This window comes from Caulobacter sp. FV2ye17ST (genome assembly GCF_058680955.1).
Genome location: NZ_CM178727.1, coordinates 285,803 through 303,387, shown reverse-complemented (window position 1 = coordinate 303,387; position 17,585 = coordinate 285,803). Strand labels below are relative to the sequence as shown.

Here is a 17,585-nt window from a genome sequence, read left to right as displayed (position 1 = left end):
CTTTCAGCCGCCGATCAGGTGCGACAGCGCCTGCCGCAGCGGGTTCTGCGGATCGGCCAGCAGCTTCACCGCCATGGCGCAGGACATCGTCACCAGCAGCGGCCGGATCAGCCTGGCCCCGAACCGCATGGCGAGCCGCGAGCCGACCTGGGCGCCGAGGAAGGCGCCGGCGGCCATGGCCAGGCCGATCGGCCAGATCACCGCGCCCTTGAGAATGAACAGCGTCAGGCTGCCCAGATTGCTGGCGGCGTTGGCCAGCTTGGTGTGGGCCGTGGCCTTGAGCGCGCCGTAGCCCAGCAGGGTCACGATCGCGACCATGTAGAAGGCGCCCGCGCCGGGTCCGAAGATGCCGTCATAGAAGCCGACCAGCGGCGCGACGAAGCCGGCGAACACCGGCAGGGTCAGCCTGGCGCGGCCGTCCTCGGCCTTCAGGGCCTTGGAGAGCGCGAAGTACAGCGCGATGACGATCAGCAGGATCGGCACCAGGGCCTTGAGAAAGGTCGGTGACAGGAGGCTGGCGCACAGGGCGCCGCACAGGCCCGCCAGGCCGGCGGCGAGGGCGACCGGCAGGGCGGTCTTCCAGTCGATCAGGCCGCGACGCGCGAAGGCGGTCGTCGAAGACACCGAGCCGAAGGAGCCCTGCAGCTTGTTGGTGGCCAGCGCCGCGACGGGATCAAGACCCGCCAGCAGAAGCGCCGGCAGCGTGAGGAGTCCTCCGCCGCCGGCTATGGCGTCGAAAGCTCCGGCCAGCGCGGCCACGGCGAACATCGTCGCTAGCAGTTCAGGTTGGACAAGGTCCATGGGCCGGCCCTCCCGCATGGCAGGCTTGAGAGCCTGGACCATGCGGTCGAGTCGCGGCTCGGGAGGAAGGGGAAAGGGCGACTGGCCCCTTCCCGTCTGATCAACCGATCAGATTGCCCCACTCGTGAGCGCGGGCGCTCTTGGTGTTGCGTCCCAGGGAGCGAAGCTGCTCGCGCTGGGCGGCCTTCTCTTCCTTCCGCATCCGCTGCTCGGCGGCGGCGTCGGTCTTGCGTTCCTTACGCTCGGCGCGCTTGGCCGCGAGGATCGCTTCCTGCTTGGCCAACTGCTCGAGGCGAACAACCTCGCGGGCTGCGGCGCGCGCAGCGCGCACGGCTTCCAGTTCGGCGGCGCGAAGCTCTTCGCGCTTGTCGAAATCAGGATCCGTGACGGTGGGCTTTGGCTTCATTTTCGCCAGCATGGCCTTCTTGGCCTCGGCGGCGGCGGAGATACGATCGGAGAAACCGGTGTTCTTCAGATGCGACATGAATCTTCTGGCTAAGGGAAAGACGCGGCTCTCAAACCTCAGAATGCCGCAAAAAGCAATCCGTCATCCCGCGCGCGCGTAGAGCCGGCAGCCGGATGCGGCCTATATGTCGCGGATCGGCGGCCGTACAAGACGCTGGAGCCTTTTCCTTGCTCGCGGGCGGACCCGTCGCGCGGGTTTCTTGCCTTGTGCGCCTGACGCGACGGCGACGCCGCAAGGATTTGCCCGCCGACGGGCGCCGTAGCGTAAAACGCCTTATTATACAGATGCTTGCAACACCGCCGGCCAACCTTGACGCACCGCAGCGAGGTCTATAGGTTCCGCCGCGATCAAGCCGGCCGGAAATACGCCTCTTCTAGGCGTATCCGCAGGCGTTTTCGGACCTGACCGCTCCCATGCCCAAGGCCGACGACCCGAACGACAAGGCTCTTCAAAGCCTCGACGCTCGGCTCGGCGCATTTGAGGCCAAGAAGGCGGCGGAGCAGCCGGTGCGCGCGGAGCACGAGAAATCGTCCCAGGACGGCTATCGTCTTCTGGCGGATCTGATCGGCGGCGTCCTGGTGGGCCTCGGCTTCGGCTGGCTGCTCGACCAGTTCGCCCACACGGCGCCCTGGGGCATGGTTGGCGGTCTGCTGATCGGCATGGGGGCGTCTATCTTCTCCGTCGTCCGCAAGGCGACGAAACTGAGCGCGCAGGCGTCGGCCACTCCTCATACGTCCGAGGGCGCCGGCGAAGACACGGGAGGCGGGTCTACCGCCCCCAAGCAGAAGAGAGACTAGGGCCAATGGCCGATCCGATGCACCAGTTCCAGATCAGCAAGATCGTGGAACTGCCGACCGTGACCGTGTTCGGCCAAGCGATCGACCTGTCGATCACCAATTCCGTGGCCGCCATGATGCTGGCCGCGACCCTGGTCATCGTGTTCTACGCCCTGGCCTCGGCCAAGGCCGCCGTGGTGCCGGGCCGCCTGCAGACCGTGGGCGAGATGCTCTACGGACTGGTCAACGGCCTGACCGAGTCGATCATCGGCCACGATGGCAAGAAGTACCTGCCGTTTGTCTTCACCCTGTTCATCTTCGTGCTGTTCGCCAACATCCAGGGGATGTTCCTGGTGTTCACCGCGACCTCCCAGATCGCCGTGACCCTGACGCTGGGCCTGATGGTCATCCTGACCGTGGTCGCCGTCGGCGTCTCCAAGAACGGCATCAAGTTCTTCAAGCTGTTCGCCCCGTCGGGCGTGCCGTGGCCGCTCTACATCCTGCTGGTGCCGATCGAGATCCTGTCGTTCCTGATCCGCCCCATCACCCTGGCCCTTCGTCTGTTCGGCAACATGCTGGGCGGCCACGTGGTGCTGAAGATCTTTGCCGGCTTCGTCGTCGCCCTGGGCGGCATGGGCGTGCTCGGCTGGGCCGGCGCGGCGCTGGCCCTGTCCTCCGTCGTCGCTCTGACGGCTCTAGAGTTCATGGTGGCCTTCCTTCAGGCCTTCGTGTTCGCGGTGCTCACCTGCGTCTATCTGAACGACGTCGTGCACCTCGACAGCCACTGATCACCTTTTTTCCTTTCCAACCTTTCGATCTTTAGGAGTCTCACAATGGAAGCTGAAGCCGCGAAGTACATCGGCGCTGGTCTGGCGATGCTGGGCATGATCGGCGCGGGCATCGGCCTGGGCGTGATGTTCGGTAACTATTTCCAAGGCGCTCTGCGCAACCCGACCGCCGCCGCTCAAGAGCGTCCGATGCTGTTCCTGGGCATGGCCCTGACGGAAGCCCTGGGCATCTTCGCCCTGGTCATCGCCTTCCTGATCCTCTTCTCCTAAACCCCGGCGCGAGCCGCTTCCCCCGGAAGCAGCTCGCTCCGAGTCCTTGTTTTTTATCTAAGAGGCCTCTTCGCCCATGGCGACGGAAACTCACGGCACGGTCGAAACGACTGGCGCGCCCGAGGCTCACGGCGGCGGCGGACTTCCGCAGCTGCAGTTCGAGCACTGGGGCGGCCAGATCGTCTGGCTGTTGCTCATCTTCGCCGTTCTCTACGTGGTGCTGTCCAAGGGCCTGCTGCCCCGGGTCAGCGGCGCGATCGAGACGCGCGGCGCCAAGATCGCCGGCGACATCGCCGACGCCCGTCGTCTGAAGGACGAAGCCGAGGTCCAGGCCCGCGCGGCCGCGGCCGAGGTCGCCGAAGCTCGCGCCTCGGCACAACGGACTGCGGCGGACGCCAAGGCCAAGGCTTCGGCCTCGGCCGCCGAGCGTCAGGCGCAAGAAGAAGCGGTGCTGGCTGAAAAGCTGGCCGCCGCCGAGGCCGGCATCCAGGCCGCGCGCGACCAGGCCATGAGCCATGTCGCCGCCGTGGCTTCGGAAACGGCCAGCGCCATCGTCGAGAAGCTGACGGGCAAGGCGGCCACGGCCGCCGAGCTCAAGGCCGCCACCGCGTAAGGAGAGACCGACGATGGAACACGAGTCCCTGTTCAGCCTCTCTAACCCCGAGTTCTGGGTTCTGGTCGCGCTGGTCCTGTTCTTCGGCCTGCTGGTCGTGCTCAAGGTCCTGCCGGGCGCCCTGTTCGGGGCGCTCGACGGCTACGCGGCCAAGATCAAGGCCGAACTCGACGAAGCCCAGCAACTGCGTGAAGAGGCCCAGGCCCTGCTCGCGGACGTGAAGGCCCAGCGCGAAGAAGCCGAGCGCCAGGCCGCTGGCATGATCGAGGCCGCCAAGGCCGACGCCAAGCGTCTGGCCGAGGAAGCCAAGGAAAAGCTCGAGGAGCAGATCAAGCGCCGCGCCGAGATGGCCGAACGCAAGATCGCCCAGGCCGAGGCCCAGGCCACCGCGGACGTCAAGGCCGCGGCTGTCGACCTCGCCGCCCACGCCGCCGAAGCCGTGCTGACCGCGCGACTGTCGGGCCTGAAGAGCGATCCGCTGGTCGATGCGGCCATCAGCCAGATGGGCGCCAAGCTGCAATAGCGGCCGACGAGCGGACTAAACGATCAAGGGCGCGGCCTTACGGCTGCGCCCTTTTTCTTTGGTTCCACATCCGGCGGGCGTGCTTGCGTCCCCGCTTCAGCACCCGCCACCGCGCCTTGCGCAGGATCATCTTCTCGGTGCGCAGCAACTGCTGCCAGAAGACCAGCAGCACTTCCGGCTCACGCCGCATCAGGCGGCGGATGGGAAACACCAGCTTGGGATGGCGGCGCTGCAGGCGGATGAACTGCTTGCGGGCCTGGAACGAGTAGCGCAGCACGATCATCAGGCCGATGACCAGCATGGGAAGGCCGACATGGCCTGGCAGCGGCGTCAGGATCGCCCCGGCCAGGATCACCACGCCGCCCAGGGTGATCGCCGCGATGCGATAGGCGCGGGCCGCCGATTCACGCAGCAGCAAGGCCAACCGGGCTCGCCGGCGGACCTTGTGCTTGATTTCGATAGCGGCGGATGAAGCGGTCGTCACCGACGACGGCGCTTGATCGACTTGCGCCAGCGGACGGCCACGCGCCAGCGGCGCGGAATGATCAGGCGTTCGATCCGCAGGGCCTGCTGCCAGGCCACCAGGATCACCTCGGGCTCACGGCGCAGCAGCCTGCGGATCGGGAAGATCAGCTTGGGGTGAGCATGCTGGAAGCGCACGAACTGCTTGCGAGCCTTGAACGAGTTGCGGAGCACCAGCATCAGGCCGACGACCGTCAGCGGCAGGCCCAGCGGGCCGGGCAGCGGCGCGATCAGCGCGCCGCCTGCGATCAGCAACAGGCCAAGCACCACCAGGATGACGCGCAGGAAGCGCGCCACAATCTCGCGGGCGAGATCATCGGCGGGGGAAAAGCGTGCGCGAGGCATGGCGAGGGCGACTGAGACATTCATGAGGGGGGCTAACGGACTTCACGCTCCGTTTGCTCCCTGGAAAATCCAATCAGCCCGACGCGCGAGCCTGATATGTGGATCGATAAGGGCGCCGTAAAGGCGCCCTTTCGACGCGTCTTCAAATACTGTCGTTCTATTCGGCGGCCAGTGGCGCTTCCGCCACAGGTTTCCACCTCAACCGGGGCTTGCGGGCCGCCAGGGTCTCGTCGAGGCGGCGCATGGGGGCATGGAAGGGCGCGCCCTTGAAGCGATCCACGTCGCCTGCCTTCGCCGCGCCGGCCAGAGCGCGCAGCGCGACCACGAAGCGGTCGAGCTCCTGCTTGGACTCGGTTTCCGTCGGCTCGATCAGCATCGCGCCGTGGACGACCAGGGGGAAATACATGGTCATCGGGTGGAAGCCCTCGTCGATCATCGCCTTGGCGAAGTCGAGCGTGGTCACGCCAGTGCCTTCCAGCCAGCTGTCGTCGAACAGGGCCTCGTGCATGCACGGGCCGTCCGGGAAAGCCGGGCTCATCACGTCCGACAGGCGGGCCTTGAGATAGTTGGCGTTGAGGACGGCGTCCTCGGCCACCTGGCGCAGACCGTCAGCCCCGTGGCTCAGCATGTAGGCATAGGCTCGGGTGTACATGCCCATCTGGCCATGGAAGGCGCTCATCCGGCCAAAGGCAGTTTCCGCACCCTCTTCGCCGGCATGTTCGACCAGGGCGAAGCCATCATCGCCGTGGACGAGCCAGGGGGTGGGCGCGAAGGGCGCGAGCGCCTCGCTGAGGACCACGGGCCCCGCGCCCGGACCGCCGCCGCCGTGGGGCGTGGAGAAGGTCTTGTGCAGGTTGATGTGCATGGCGTCGACGCCCAGGTCGCCCGGGCGCACCCGGCCGACGATGGCGTTGAAGTTGGCGCCGTCGCAGTAGAAGTACGCGCCGGCCGCATGGGTCAGGCGGGCGATCTCCACGACATCGCGCTCGAACAGACCGCAGGTGTTTGGGTTGGTGACCATGATGGCCGCCACGTGGTCGCCGAGCTTGGACGAGAGGTCCGCCAGGTCGACCCGGCCGTCCTCGGTCTGGGCGATCTCGACCACGGTGTAGCCGACGAAGGCCGCCGTGGCGGGGTTGGTGCCATGGGCGCTGGTGGGCGCCAGGACGGTCTTGCGGTGGCCCTGGCCGTTGGCCTCATGAGCGGCGCGGATGGCCAGCATCCCGCACATCTCGCCATGGGCGCCGGCCTTCGGCGTCAGGGCCACGGCGGGCATGCCGGTCAGGGTCTTCAGCCAGTGGGCCAGGCGGTCCATCAACTGCAGGGCGCCCTGCACGGTCGACTGCGGCTGCAGCGGGTGAATGTCGGAGAAGCCCGGCAGACGGGCCATCTTCTCGTTCAGGCGCGGGTTGTGCTTCATCGTGCACGAGCCCAGCGGATACAGCGCCAGGTCGATGGCGTGGTTCTTCTGGGAGAGGCGCACATAGTGGCGCACGGTTTCCGGCTCGGAGAGGCCCGGCAAGCCGATCGGCGCGGTCCGGAGCAGGCCGCCCAGGTCGTCGGCGGGGGCCGAGGCTTCCGGCAGATCGACGCCGGTCTTGTTCCAGCCGCCCAGCTCGAAGATCAGGGCTTCGTCCTGCAGCAGGCCGCGTGCCCCGGTCAGGGTCTGGTGGCTGTCCACGGTGTCATTGGCGATTTCGGGACGGGTCGGCCGTCCGACGCTGTTCATGCTCATTGGGCGATGACCTTGGCCAGAACCTTGGCGAAGAAGGTGATGTCGATATCGAGAGTGGTTTCGGTGGCGGCCACAAGCAGCACGTCGTCGAGGCCGGCCTTGGCGTCGAGGCGCGAGAACGGCACCCCGGCGATGATGCCGTGACCGGCCAGGGTCTCGACGACCTCGGCGGCCTTGCCGGGCACGCGGATGGCGAATTCGTTGAAGAACCGCGAGGTCAGGATCTCGACGCCCGGCACGGCGGCCAGGGCGTCACGCAGGGCGCGGGCCTTCTCGTGATTGATCGCCGCCAGCTGGCGCAGGCCCACCTCGCCCAGCAGGCTCATATGGATGCTGAAGGCCAGGGCGCACAGGCCGCTGTTGGTGCAGATGTTGGATGTGGCCTTGTCGCGGCGGATGTGCTGCTCGCGGGTCGACAGGGTGAGCACGAAGCCGCGACGGCCGTCGGCGTCGACGGTCTCGCCGCACAGCCGGCCCGGGGCCTGGCGGATGTATTTTTCCTTGCAGGCGAACAGACCGACATAGGGACCGCCGAAGTTCAGGCCGTTGCCGATCGACTGGCCCTCGGCCACGACGATATCGGCGCCCATCTCGCCGGGCGACTTCAGCAGGCCCAGCGAAACGACCTCGGTGGTGACCACGATCAGCAGCGCGCCGGCGGCCTGGGCGGCGGCGGCGATCTTGCTGACATCGGTGGCCGTGCCGAACACGTTGGGGGTCTGGACGACGACACAGGCGGTGTCGGCGTCGATGGCGGCGATCACCGCGTCCTCGGCGTCGATCGCGACGGCCAGGCGCTGGGTGGCGACGCCGGCCGCGTGGGCCAGGGTGTCGATGGTCTCGACATAGTGCGGGTGGACGCCGCCCGACATCACCGCCTTGTTGCGGCGGGTGACGCGGGTGGCCATCATCACCGCCTCGGCGGCGGCGGTCGAACCGTCATAGAGCGAGGCGTTGGCCACTTCCATGCCGGTCAGGGCCGCGACCTGGGTCTGGAACTCGAACAGCACCTGAAGCGTGCCTTGCGCGATTTCAGGCTGGTAGGGCGTGTAGCTGGTCAGGAATTCCGACCGCTGAATGATGTGGTCGACCGTGGCCGGCACATGGTGGCGATAGGCCCCGGCGCCGCAGAAGAAGGGTCCCTCCCCCGCCGAACGGTTGCGCTTGGCCAGGGCCGACATTTCGCGCTCGACCTCCAGCTCGCCGGCGTGCAGCGGCAGGTCGACGGTTCCGGAACGCTGGGCGGAGGCGGGCACGTCGACAAACAGGGCGTCGATCGAGTCCACGCCGATGACGCCAAGCATCTCGGCGCGATCTTCGGGGGTGAGAGGCAGGTAACGCATGGGGAGGAGCGCCTGGGTCTGGGGCGGCCCGAGCGCTCGTCAGGAGCGCTCGGTCAACGCGTCAATCAGAGGGTCGAGAGGAAGGCTTCGTAGGCGTCGCGGTCCATCAGGGCCTCGACTTCCGACGGGTTCGACAGCTTCAGCTTGGCGAACCAGCCGCCCGTTTCCGGCACGGCGTTGACGGTTTCCGGCGCGTCGCCGAGCGCTGCGTTGGCCTCGACGACCTCGCCCGACACCGGGGCATAGACGTCCGAGGCGGCCTTGACGCTCTCAACCACGGCCAGACCTTCGCCCTGCTTCACGGTCTTGCCGACTTCGGGAACCTCGACGAACACCACGTCGCCCAGTTGCTCGGCGGCGTAGGCGGTGATGCCGACGGTGGCGATGTCGCCTTCGACGGCGACCCATTCATGGTCTTTGGTAAAGCGCATTGGTCTGGGCCCTTTTCTGTTTGCTGTCGCGCGACGGACGCCAAAACCGGCATCCACTTCTGGCTGTCGCGCTTAGATCTTGCGGACGTAACGATTGGGAACGAACGGCGAGGCCACGACCTCGGCCGCCTGCGGCTTGCCGCGAACGATGACCTTCAGCTTCGTGCCGATAGCGGCCAGGGCCGGGGGCGCGAAGCCGATGGCGATGGCGCCGCCGACGCTGGGGCCAAAACCGCCGCTGGTGACGACACCGACCACGGCGCCGGTCTCGTCGGCGATCTCGGCGCCCTCGCGGGCCGGGGCGCCTTCCAGAACGCGCAGATTGACCCGCACGCGCTTCAGCTCGCCGGCCAGTTCCTTGCCAATGCGATCAACGCCCAGGTAGTCGCCAGCCTCGCGGCGGCTCTTGCCGATGGCGAAGTTCATGCCGGCCTCGATCGGCGAGACGGTCTCGTCCATGTCGTGACCATAGAGCGGCAGGCCGGCTTCCAGGCGAAGGCTATCGCGGGCGCCCAGGCCGATGGCCTTCACGCGCTCGTCTTCCAGCAGGGTGTTCCAGATGCGGGTCGCCTCGGAGGCCGGCACCGAGATCTCGTAGCCGTCCTCACCGGTATAGCCCGAGCGGGAGATGATGGCGTCGACGCCAAAGGCGGTCAGGGCGGCGGTGTCCATGAACACCATGTTCGCCGCTTCAGGAACATGGGCGGCCAGCACCGCGGCGGCCTCGGGACCCTGCAGCGCCAGCAGCGCGCGGTCTTCCAGACGCTCGACGGTTGCTTCGCCCTTCAGAGCTTCGGCGATGATGGCGTAGTCGTTGTCCTTGCAGGCGCCGTTGACCACGATGAACAGACCGTCGTCGTCCGGGCGAGCCGTCATCAGGTCGTCGATCACGCCACCTTCGGCGTTCAGCAGCACCGCATAGCGCTGCTTGCCGGGCTTGAGGCCCTGGTAGTCGGCCGAGACCAGCTTCTCGAAGCTCTTGGCCGGGTTCTCGCCGCGAAGTCGGGCCTGGCCCATGTGGGAGACGTCGAAGAGGCCGGCGTGCTCGCGGGTCCAGAGATGCTCCTTGAGCACCCCGTCCCTGTACTGCACCGGCATGTAATAGCCCGCGAACGGCACCATGCGGGCGCCTGCGGCGACATGCGCGTCGTACAGGGGCGTCTTCTTGAGATCTTGGTCGGACACGCGGGGACTCCAAACGGCGACGGCGCTGCTAGCCCGGCTTTCACCAGACGATCGCGCCCCCGCTGTCCCTTTGACCTGAGAGATTCCGGCCCTGAATAGAGGACCTTGCTCCTTCGGCGGGCAATCCTTTCGGACTGCCTCTTTCCAGCGTTCCTAAACCCGCGCGGTCCTTTTGCCTGAGCGTTTCCGGGGCGGTTGCGCCTTCGGCCTCGGGACGCGAATCCCGATGTCTCCCGCGTGGGTCATCGGCTCAATGCTGGAGGGGGCGCCGGGAGTCAAGCGCGAGACCAAACGACGACCCGTTTTCGAAACACTCAAAACGGGTATTTGAGGCCTGACTATCGCCTGAGACACATGGCCGCAGCAAGGGTTTCTAGCGCGTTAACCATCCCAAGCTGAACTGTGAGCGCGATCAACGCGGACCCGACCATGACCCTCAGAATTCGAGACGCCCTGAACCTCTTTGCGGGTGCGCTGTTGCTGGGCTTCATCCTGGCCACGACCACCGCTGTGGTCTCCTTGCTGGAACTGCGGGTGGGAGGGCCACTGTCGCAGAAGCAGACCCAGTCCTACGAACTGCTGGCCGATATTCTCCCTCCGCCCCTCTACCTGGTCGAGGCGATGCTGATCGTGCATCACGGCGCCGAGGACACCAGCCAGGCCGCAGCCACGCTGGCGAGCTTGAAAGCGCTGCAAAGTCAGGATGGTCAGCGCCGAGCCTATTGGCGAAACGCGCGGCTGACAGAGGAAACCCGAACGGCGCTTGAACGCTCGGAAGCCGAGATGGACGCTTTCTGGGCGCTGGTGGACAAGCAATATGCCCCCGCGCTTCAGGCTGGCGACATCATCGCGATCAATACAACCATCGCCAAGCTTGAGCCGGTCTATGCGCGACACCGCAAGATCATCGACAGCCTGGCGGTGATGGCCAACAAGGCCGCGAGCGACTCGGTCCGCGAGGCCGAACGCACCACGCAGATCGTCTTTGCACTGCTCGCCGTGGCCACGCTGCTGACCTTGGCCGTCGTGGTGATCGGGACCGGCGCCTTGCGCACCTTCGTGGTGTCGCCGCTCGCCAAGGTCTCGGCCTATATGGGCCGGCTGGCGGCCGGGGACTTCACACACGAGGTGCCGCTTCAGGAGCGCTCCGACGAGGTTGGCGACATGGCAAGGTCTGTCGCGGCCTTCCGGCTGGCCTCGCTTGAGCGCCAGGCCGCCACCAGGGCCCACAGCGAACAGGAAGCCCTAGCCCGCACCCGAAGCGCCGAAGAGGCGCGACTTGAGGAGCGCAGCCTGCGTCAGCGGGTGGTCGACAGCCTGGGCGAGGGATTGCAGCGGCTGGCGGCGGGCGATCTGTCCCAGCGCATCAACCAGTCCTTCCCCGAGGATTTCGAACGTCTGCGCCAGGACTTCAACAGTTCCATGGACACCCTGGAGCAAGCCATCAGCCAGGTCATTGTCAGCACCGGCGCGGTCGATGGCGGGTCGCGTGAGATTTCTTCGGCTTCCGACGACCTGGCCCGCCGCACCGAACAGCAGGCCGCCAGCCTGGAGGAGACGGCGGCGGCGCTTGGTGAGGTCACCGCCACGATCCGGCAGACGGCCGAGAACGCCTCGGAAGCCCAGAAGGCCGCGGCGGTCAGCCGCGCCATGGTTGGCCAATCCAGCGCGGTCGCCACCGAGGCCATGACGGCCATGGAACGCATCGACACCTCGTCCCAGAAGATCGGCCAGATCATTACGGTGATCGACGAGATCGCCTTCCAGACCAATCTTCTGGCCCTGAACGCCGGGGTCGAGGCGGCGCGAGCCGGCGAGGCCGGTCGCGGCTTCGCCGTCGTCGCCCAGGAAGTGCGGGCCCTGGCCCAGCGATCCGCTGACGCGGCCAAGGAGATCAAGACCCTGGTCACAGAGTCCTCGGACAGCGTTCAAAACGGCGTTGGGCTGGTGGTCCGGGTGGGCGAGGAGCTGGCCGGCGTCGTCGATCACTTCGGCAGGATCGAGGATCTGGTGAGCAGCATCGCTTCGGCGGCCCGGCAACAGGCGACCGGCCTGGCCGAGGTCAATACCGCCGTGGGGCAGATGGATCACGTCACCCAGCAAAACGCCGCCATGGTCGAAGAAACCACCGCGGCCAGCCACAGCCTGACCCGGGAAGCCGGAGAGCTGGGAGCCCTGGTCAAGCGCTTCACCGTGAGCCAGAAAGCCGCCGCCGGCCGGGCGGCTTGACGGACAAAGCTCCAGGACGCCGACCTGACGCCGTCAGGATCGCGCTCTAGACAAAGCGCTCCATGGTGGTCAACAGCGTGACCATCTCGATGGGTTTTTCGATGATGGCGTTCACGCCGGCCAGACGCGCCGCTTCATGCTCATCGGGCATCAGACCCGCCGTGAGGCAAATGATCGGGAGATGGGCGTATCGGGCGTCAGCCCGCACATGGCGGCTGAGGTCCAGTCCTCCCATGACCGGCATGTTGAAGTCGATCAGCAACATGTCAAAGGAGGCGCGAGCCAGGATCTCCAGCGCCTGTTGGCCGTTTTCCGCCTCGACGATCTCGCAGCCCAGCGGCGCCAGCATCATGGCGATGACCTTGCGATTGACCGGATAGTCGTCGACGACCAGGACGCGCAGCGACCGCAAACGCGCATTGCGCACCCCCTCGCCCAGCGTCGGGATTTCACACACGAAGGAAAACGTGAAGGTAGAGCCCTTGCTCTCCACGCTTCTGGCGGTCACCGAACCGCCCATCATGTGCGCCAGTCGGCGGGTAATATTGAGACCCAGCCCCGTTCCGCCGGTCCGGCGGGCCGTTTCCGCATGGGCCTGGGTGAACGGTGCGAACAGCATGGCCAGGGTGGCGGGACTCATGCCGATCCCCGTGTCGCTGACGACGATCTTGACCCTGACGAAACCCGCCTGGGCCAGAGGCTCGCTCGCCAGGCGCACCAAAATCTGCCCGCCCGAGGTGAACTTGACGGCATTGGACACCAGGTTCGACAGGCATTGCCGAACCCGCAGCGGATCGAAGACGAGCGAAGGTTGCAAGGTCTTGTCGACCTTGAGGGTGATCTCGGTGCCCTTGTCCCGGGCCAGGGGTGCGTTGAGCCGCACGACGCGGTCAGCGAGTTGGGCCAGGTCACCCGCGATCGGAGCGAGCTCCAGCTTGCCCGCCTCGATTTTGGCCAGGTCGAGCGCGTCATTGAGCAGGGCCATCAGGGTGCGCCCCGTCTCTTCCAGCAGTTCGACCTGTTCGCGTTGGCCGGCGGGTAGCGGCTCAAGGCTCAGGGCCTGGGCCAGACCCAGCATGCCGTTCAAAGGCGTCCGTATCTCATGGCTCATCAGGGCCAGGAACTCTGACTTGGCCACGCTGGCCGCCTCGGCTTGACCCTTGGCCGCCTCCAGCGCCCGTTCTTGCGACACATTGGTCAGAGCGGCCTTGGCGGAATAGGCGATGAGCATCACCGCAGCCCCGCAGAGCACCAGCCGCGGCCCCGGCCCCGGAGGGAAGTCATTGAAGACAGCGCAGAGGCTGAGAAGAAGGCCACCCGCGCCGCCGCCGACGATCAGAAGCACGACTTTCGAGTGACCCGCAAAGGCCTGGGCGTGGACCAACAGCGCGAAAAGCAAACACAGGGCCGATAGCCGCATGGGTTGCGTATCCAGGACCCAAAGCTGAACCACCAGGGCCCACCACACGAGGTTCATCCACACCAGGCATGCGACATAGGCCCAGCGTTCACCCGGCGTCGTTGGGCGCGCGGTGCGTTGCGGCGCGCTGGTGATCCAAAGCAGGACCTCGGCGGCGGCCATGGCCGCCGCCCATGCCCAACCTTTGAGGCCATCGACTTGCCAGATGAAGAGCGTCGCGCAGGCAGCGTCGATAAGCAGTCGCAGCCCAAGCGTGGGGAGGCTGCGCGCCGTGACAGCCGTAACCCCTTCTCCAAACCACCTAGACCAAGCCGTCGCGATTTTGAGGCTGGCCGATCCGGTCCGCCACCGGCGCTCTGAGTTCACTCTCTACCGTCCCGATCCCGGTGCGTAACAAGCTTGCCGGTCACGATCTGCACAGGCGCAGAGCCTTGAACAGGCTGATCGACGCCTGATGACTTGAGCCGGTGGGAGATCCGCGAGGCGCCTCGGCGCCCCGCGTCACATCCGGTCCGGCGCTTCGATGCCCAACAGCTCCAGCGCCTGCTCCAGTTGCCGCAGGGTCGTCTGGGCCAGGTTCAGGCGCGAGGCGCGGGTGGCCTCGTCATCGGCACTCATGATCGGGCAGGCCGCGTAGAACTTCGAGAAGGTCTGGGCCAGCTTGTAGGCGTGCTCGGCCACGAAGTTGGGAGCCTTCTTGTCATAGGCCTCGGTCAGGGCGCCCTCGAAGGCGTCCAGCAGCATGGCGAGGTCCCGCTCGGCAGGTTCGCCGATGACGATGCGACCAGGCTGAACACCGGCCTCTGCGGCCTTGCGCAGCACGCTCTTGATGCGCACCGACTGGTACAGCAGGTAGGGGCCGGTCTTGCCCTCGAAGCTGGTGAAGCGGTCGAGATCGAAGACATAGGACGTGCCGCGGAAGTTCTGCAGGTCGGCGAACTTCAGGGCCGCGATCCCCACCTTGTGGGCGGTGTCCTCGAAGGCCTCTTCCGACAGCTCGGCGCCGAGACCGGCTTCGCGCAGGCGTTCGCGGGCCTTTTCGCGGGCCATCTCGATCAGGTCATGCAGCTTCAGGACACCGCCGGCGCGGGTCTTGAACGGCTTGCCGTCGCTGCCGTTCATGGTGCCAAAGCCGATGTGCTCCAGCGTGCCCGGCTCGGCGTAGCCGGCCAGATAGGCGGCGCGGAACACCGTCTCGAAGTGGTCGGCCTGACGCTGATCGACGCAATACAGGATCAGATGCGGATCAAAGGTGCTGCGGCGATCCAGAATGGTCGCCAGGTCGGTCGTGCCGTACATGGCCGAGCCTTCCGACGAGACCACCAGAAGGGGGAGCACGTCGCGCTTGTCGCCTTCCTGGGAGACGCGAACGATGCGCGCGCCCTGGTCTTCGACCAGCAGGCCCTTGACCTCCAGCTGGCGCACCATCGGCGCGATCAGGTCCTGGACGTCGCTCTCGCCCTTCCAGAGGTCGAAGTCGACGCCGAGGGCGTGGAACTCGCGCTCAAGCGCCACGCGGCTGACATTGACGAAATGGCGCCACAGCAGGCGGTAGCCGAAGCGGCCGTTCTGCAGCTCGGCTGTCGCCCGGCGGGCGCGCTCCTTGTACTCGAGATCTTCCTTCTGGCGGGTCGAGGCCAGCGGATACAGGCGGTCCAGATCGGCCAGGGTGATCAGCGGAACAAACTCCGCCAGCACCTTGTCCTCGTCGGCCTTGGTGAAGCCACGCGGCGCTTCCGGCAGCTTTTCCATCAGCGCCTGGATAAAGGGATGCTCGTCCATCACCGCGACGATCAGCAGGCCCATCTGGAAGCCCCAGTCGCCGAAGTGGGCGTCGCCCACCACGTCGTCGCCGCGGAAGCGGTACAGGCGCTTGACCGACTCGCCGATGATCGAGGCGCGCAGGTGGCCCACATGCATCGGCTTGGCGACGTTGGGACCGGCATAGTCGATCAGGACGCGGCGCGGCTGTTCGACCAGGGCGGCGCCGACGCGGGGATCGGCGGCGATCTCCTTGGCGCGGGCCGACAGGGCCTCGGCGCTGACGCGCATGTTGATGAAGCCGACGCCGGCGATCTCGACCGAAGCCAGGCGCGGGTCACCCTTCAGGTGATCGACGACCTGCACGGCGATCTCGCGCGGATTGCGCTTGGCGCTCTTGGCGGCCGCGAGGGCGCCATTGCACTGGAAATCGGCAAGGTCGGGCCGGTCGGACGCCGTGACACGCCCGAACTCGGGAGATAGTCCGGCGGCCTCGAAGGCGGCCGCGGCCGCCTCGCTCAAGGACCGCTTCAAATCGCTCATTGCTTGGTGGTCGTCCCTGCCTGAACAGTCTGGCCGGCATTGACCCGGAAGCGTTTGCCCTCGCGGTTGAAGGCGGCCATTTCCGGGGTCACGTCGAAGCCGACCAGGACTTCGAAATTGCCGCCGCTGACCTTGGCGTCAGCGCGCGGGATGGTGATGGTCTGCAGTTGCTCGGTGGCGAACACGCGGTCCTGGCCCGCCGGGAAGGTGATCGGCAGATCGAAATATTCCTTGGCGATCACGGCCTGGTTCCGCTCGGTGACGGCGACCCAGTAGCGATAGGTGCGCTGCGCGTCAGAGGCCTGCGGGCCACGACCCAGCTGGAACAGCACCTCGACGCGAATGCTGATCGGATCATCGCTCTTGTAGGCGCAGCCGGAGGAAATTCCCTGGATCTCGCCGGTATAGGCCACGGCGGCGGGGCTCTCGCGACCGTCCTTGAACTCGACGAAGCGGCTGGCGTCGTAGAGCACCTTCACATAGGGGCACGGTCCGGCGTTGCGCAGCTGGGCCAGCGGAGCCTTGGACTGGTTCCACTCCTCGTCGCGCTTCTTCTTCTTGCTGGCCTGTTCCTCGTCCTGCTGGCCCTGGTCCTGGCCGCGACCGCGGGCCTGGGCATGAACGCTCGTCGCCGTGGCGGCGATCGAGACGGCCATCAGAGCACTGAGGGCGAGCGTGAAATGAGGGCGCATGAAACGTCCGGTCAGAAGTTAAAGAGCCTGAAGGAGCGCGTGCCCCAGTCGGCGTCATGCAGCCTGATAAAGGCATATGCGTGACGTCGCAATGTACTGCTTTGGACGCTGACTTGAGCGCCGGCGCTGGCGCAGGCGCTGTCGAACGCCTAGGTTCCCGTCCATGAACGCCCATGCCCCGGTCCGTCCGCCGCTCACCGTCGTGCTCGCCAGCCCCCGGGGCTTCTGCGCGGGCGTCGATCGCGCCATCCAGATCGTCGAGCGCGCCATCGAGAAATTCGGCGCGCCGGTCTATGTGCGGCACGAGATCGTGCACAATCGCCATGTCGTGGATCGCCTGAAGGCGCTGGGCGCGGTGTTCATCGAGGAACTATCCGAAGCCCCTGACGACCGCCCGATCGTGTTCTCGGCCCACGGCGTGCCCAAGTCGGTGCCGGCAGAGGCCAAGGCGCGGGAGATGATCTATCTGGACGCCACCTGCCCTCTGGTCTCCAAGGTGCATGTCGAGGCCCAGAAGCACTTCAATACCGGCCGCGAGATCGTGCTGATCGGCCATGCCGGCCATCCCGAAGTGGTCGGCACGATGGGCCAGTTGCCGGAAGGCAGCGTGACCCTGATCGAGAACATCGACGACGCCCGCGCCTGGATCCCCAAGGATGCGTCCAATGTGGCGTTCCTGACCCAGACCACCCTGTCGGTCGACGACACGGCCGACATGGTCGACCTGCTCAAGGCCCGCTTCCCCGGCATCGCCGCGCCGCACAAGGAAGACATCTGCTACGCCACCACCAATCGCCAGGATGCGGTCAAGACGCTGGCGACCAGCTCAGAGCTGATCCTGGTGGTCGGCTCGCGCAACTCGTCCAATTCGGTGCGTCTGGCCGAGGTCGGCCTGAAGGCCGGGGCCAAGGACGCCCGGCTGATCGATGACGCCAGCGGCCTGGATTGGTCATGGTTCGAAGGCGTTTCCCGCGTGGGCCTGACCGCCGGCGCCTCGGCCCCCGAAGATCTGGTGCAGGGCGTGATCGACGCCATCTCCGCCCGCTTCGACGTCACCATCGAGGACCTGATCGAGGCCCGAGAAACGGTGACCTTCAAGCTGCCGAGACTGCTGACGACCTAGGCGACCTCTTGACCGGCAG

General features: G+C 66.6%; 18 protein-coding genes and 1 riboswitch. Of the genes, 7 read left to right on the top strand and 11 right to left on the bottom strand.

The annotated features are described in order from the left end of the window. Positions 1 to 3: 3 nt before the first annotated feature. Both ACW17V_RS01465 and ACW17V_RS01460 read right to left on the bottom strand, forming a co-directional pair. Positions 4 to 801 (bottom strand): TSUP family transporter, encoded by a 798-nt coding sequence (locus tag ACW17V_RS01465; protein ID WP_492107132.1) that lies wholly within the window; start codon positions 799 to 801, stop codon positions 4 to 6. 100 nt (positions 802 to 901) lie between these two features. After that, entirely contained in the window at positions 902 to 1,285 is a 384-nt protein-coding gene (locus ACW17V_RS01460) for a DUF6481 family protein (RefSeq protein ID WP_492107131.1), read from the bottom strand. Between the two features lie 395 nt (positions 1,286 to 1,680). On the opposite strand from ACW17V_RS01460, the gene ACW17V_RS01455 reads away from it, so the two are divergent. The 5 genes from ACW17V_RS01455 to ACW17V_RS01435 all read left to right on the top strand — a co-directional run bounded on the left by ACW17V_RS01455 (position 1,681) and on the right by ACW17V_RS01435 (position 4,237). Continuing rightward, entirely contained in the window at positions 1,681 to 2,064 is a 384-nt protein-coding gene (locus tag ACW17V_RS01455) for an AtpZ/AtpI family protein (RefSeq protein WP_492107130.1), read from the top strand. A gap of 5 nt (positions 2,065 to 2,069) precedes the next feature. Beyond that, positions 2,070 to 2,831, top strand: coding sequence for a F0F1 ATP synthase subunit A (locus ACW17V_RS01450; protein ID WP_492107129.1), 762 nt, complete (start codon positions 2,070 to 2,072; stop codon positions 2,829 to 2,831). 45 nt (positions 2,832 to 2,876) lie between these two features. Continuing rightward, positions 2,877 to 3,101, top strand: a complete 225-nt coding sequence (locus ACW17V_RS01445) for a F0F1 ATP synthase subunit C (protein ID WP_108505567.1) — start codon at positions 2,877 to 2,879, stop codon at positions 3,099 to 3,101. Between the two features lie 76 nt (positions 3,102 to 3,177). Continuing rightward, a complete protein-coding gene (locus ACW17V_RS01440) occupies positions 3,178 to 3,714 on the top strand; it encodes a F0F1 ATP synthase subunit B family protein (protein WP_492107128.1) in 537 nt (178 codons plus the stop codon). A 13-nt stretch (positions 3,715 to 3,727) separates the two neighbouring features. Further along, the gene (locus ACW17V_RS01435) at positions 3,728 to 4,237 is read left to right on the top strand and encodes a F0F1 ATP synthase subunit B (protein WP_492107127.1); all 510 of its coding nucleotides are present in this window, start codon (positions 3,728 to 3,730) and stop codon (positions 4,235 to 4,237) included. A 37-nt stretch (positions 4,238 to 4,274) separates the two neighbouring features. Here the strand turns inward: ACW17V_RS01435 and ACW17V_RS01430 are convergent, their stop codons facing one another. The 6 genes from ACW17V_RS01430 to gcvT form a co-directional block, all read right to left on the bottom strand. Next, positions 4,275 to 4,721, bottom strand: a complete 447-nt coding sequence (locus ACW17V_RS01430; RefSeq protein ID WP_492107126.1) for a hypothetical protein — start codon at positions 4,719 to 4,721, stop codon at positions 4,275 to 4,277. Continuing rightward, on the bottom strand, positions 4,718 to 5,128 hold the full coding sequence (locus ACW17V_RS01425) for a hypothetical protein (RefSeq protein WP_492107125.1): 411 nt from the start codon (positions 5,126 to 5,128) through the stop codon (positions 4,718 to 4,720). The genes ACW17V_RS01430 and ACW17V_RS01425 overlap by 4 nt, the downstream gene beginning before the upstream one ends. Positions 5,129 to 5,261: 133 nt before the next feature. Beyond that, positions 5,262 to 6,839, bottom strand: coding sequence for an aminomethyl-transferring glycine dehydrogenase subunit GcvPB (gene gcvPB / locus ACW17V_RS01420; RefSeq protein ID WP_492107124.1), 1,578 nt, complete (start codon positions 6,837 to 6,839; stop codon positions 5,262 to 5,264). Beyond that, entirely contained in the window at positions 6,836 to 8,182 is a 1,347-nt protein-coding gene (gcvPA, locus tag ACW17V_RS01415) for an aminomethyl-transferring glycine dehydrogenase subunit GcvPA (RefSeq protein ID WP_492107123.1), read from the bottom strand. Before gcvPA ends, gcvPB begins: the two co-directional genes overlap by 4 nt. Before the next feature lie 65 nt (positions 8,183 to 8,247). Continuing rightward, positions 8,248 to 8,613 carry a glycine cleavage system protein GcvH gene (gene gcvH, locus ACW17V_RS01410; RefSeq protein WP_492107122.1) on the bottom strand — a complete coding sequence of 122 codons (366 nt, stop codon included), beginning with the start codon at positions 8,611 to 8,613 and terminating at the stop codon, positions 8,248 to 8,250. A gap of 72 nt (positions 8,614 to 8,685) precedes the next feature. Continuing rightward, on the bottom strand, positions 8,686 to 9,735 hold the full coding sequence (gene gcvT / locus ACW17V_RS01405; protein ID WP_492108715.1) for a glycine cleavage system aminomethyltransferase GcvT: 1,050 nt from the start codon (positions 9,733 to 9,735) through the stop codon (positions 8,686 to 8,688). A 217-nt stretch (positions 9,736 to 9,952) separates the two neighbouring features. Continuing rightward, positions 9,953 to 10,044: riboswitch (glycine riboswitch) on the bottom strand. A gap of 183 nt (positions 10,045 to 10,227) precedes the next feature. Here gcvT and ACW17V_RS01400 point away from each other — a divergent pair. Then, positions 10,228 to 12,027, top strand: a complete 1,800-nt coding sequence (locus ACW17V_RS01400; RefSeq protein WP_492107121.1) for a methyl-accepting chemotaxis protein — start codon at positions 10,228 to 10,230, stop codon at positions 12,025 to 12,027. A gap of 46 nt (positions 12,028 to 12,073) precedes the next feature. On the opposite strand, the gene ACW17V_RS01395 is transcribed toward ACW17V_RS01400, so the two are convergent. From ACW17V_RS01395 to ACW17V_RS01385, 3 genes are all read right to left on the bottom strand, one after another. Further along, a complete protein-coding gene (locus ACW17V_RS01395) occupies positions 12,074 to 13,609 on the bottom strand; it encodes an ATP-binding protein (RefSeq protein ID WP_492107120.1) in 1,536 nt (511 codons plus the stop codon). 339 nt (positions 13,610 to 13,948) lie between these two features. Continuing rightward, positions 13,949 to 15,751, bottom strand: a complete 1,803-nt coding sequence (argS, locus tag ACW17V_RS01390) for an arginine--tRNA ligase (RefSeq protein WP_492107119.1) — start codon at positions 15,749 to 15,751, stop codon at positions 13,949 to 13,951. After that, positions 15,748 to 16,443, bottom strand: a complete 696-nt coding sequence (locus ACW17V_RS01385) for a Tat pathway signal sequence domain protein (protein WP_492107118.1) — start codon at positions 16,441 to 16,443, stop codon at positions 15,748 to 15,750. Before ACW17V_RS01385 ends, argS begins: the two co-directional genes overlap by 4 nt. Positions 16,444 to 16,606: 163 nt before the next feature. On the opposite strand from ACW17V_RS01385, the gene ispH reads away from it, so the two are divergent. Next, a complete protein-coding gene (gene ispH / locus ACW17V_RS01380; RefSeq protein WP_492107117.1) occupies positions 16,607 to 17,566 on the top strand; it encodes a 4-hydroxy-3-methylbut-2-enyl diphosphate reductase in 960 nt (319 codons plus the stop codon). Positions 17,567 to 17,585: the final 19 nt, after the last annotated feature.

Coding starts and splice junctions, on each gene's coding strand:
- ACW17V_RS01395 (WP_492107120.1), bottom strand. CDS start 13,609: ATGGCCGCCGCCGAGGTCCTGCTTTGGATCACCAGCGCGCCGCAACGC.
- ACW17V_RS01450 (WP_492107129.1), top strand. CDS start 2,070: ATGGCCGATCCGATGCACCAGTTCCAGATCAGCAAGATCGTGGAACTG.
- ispH (WP_492107117.1), top strand. CDS start 16,607: ATGAACGCCCATGCCCCGGTCCGTCCGCCGCTCACCGTCGTGCTCGCC.
- ACW17V_RS01460 (WP_492107131.1), bottom strand. CDS start 1,285: ATGTCGCATCTGAAGAACACCGGTTTCTCCGATCGTATCTCCGCCGCC.
- gcvPA (WP_492107123.1), bottom strand. CDS start 8,182: ATGCGTTACCTGCCTCTCACCCCCGAAGATCGCGCCGAGATGCTTGGC.
- ACW17V_RS01385 (WP_492107118.1), bottom strand. CDS start 16,443: ATGCGCCCTCATTTCACGCTCGCCCTCAGTGCTCTGATGGCCGTCTCG.
- argS (WP_492107119.1), bottom strand. CDS start 15,751: ATGAGCGATTTGAAGCGGTCCTTGAGCGAGGCGGCCGCGGCCGCCTTC.
- ACW17V_RS01425 (WP_492107125.1), bottom strand. CDS start 5,128: ATGAATGTCTCAGTCGCCCTCGCCATGCCTCGCGCACGCTTTTCCCCC.
- ACW17V_RS01445 (WP_108505567.1), top strand. CDS start 2,877: ATGGAAGCTGAAGCCGCGAAGTACATCGGCGCTGGTCTGGCGATGCTG.
- ACW17V_RS01465 (WP_492107132.1), bottom strand. CDS start 801: ATGGACCTTGTCCAACCTGAACTGCTAGCGACGATGTTCGCCGTGGCC.
- ACW17V_RS01440 (WP_492107128.1), top strand. CDS start 3,178: ATGGCGACGGAAACTCACGGCACGGTCGAAACGACTGGCGCGCCCGAG.
- ACW17V_RS01400 (WP_492107121.1), top strand. CDS start 10,228: ATGACCCTCAGAATTCGAGACGCCCTGAACCTCTTTGCGGGTGCGCTG.
- gcvH (WP_492107122.1), bottom strand. CDS start 8,613: ATGCGCTTTACCAAAGACCATGAATGGGTCGCCGTCGAAGGCGACATC.
- ACW17V_RS01455 (WP_492107130.1), top strand. CDS start 1,681: ATGCCCAAGGCCGACGACCCGAACGACAAGGCTCTTCAAAGCCTCGAC.
- gcvPB (WP_492107124.1), bottom strand. CDS start 6,839: ATGAGCATGAACAGCGTCGGACGGCCGACCCGTCCCGAAATCGCCAAT.
- gcvT (WP_492108715.1), bottom strand. CDS start 9,735: ATGGTGCCGTTCGCGGGCTATTACATGCCGGTGCAGTACAGGGACGGG.
- ACW17V_RS01435 (WP_492107127.1), top strand. CDS start 3,728: ATGGAACACGAGTCCCTGTTCAGCCTCTCTAACCCCGAGTTCTGGGTT.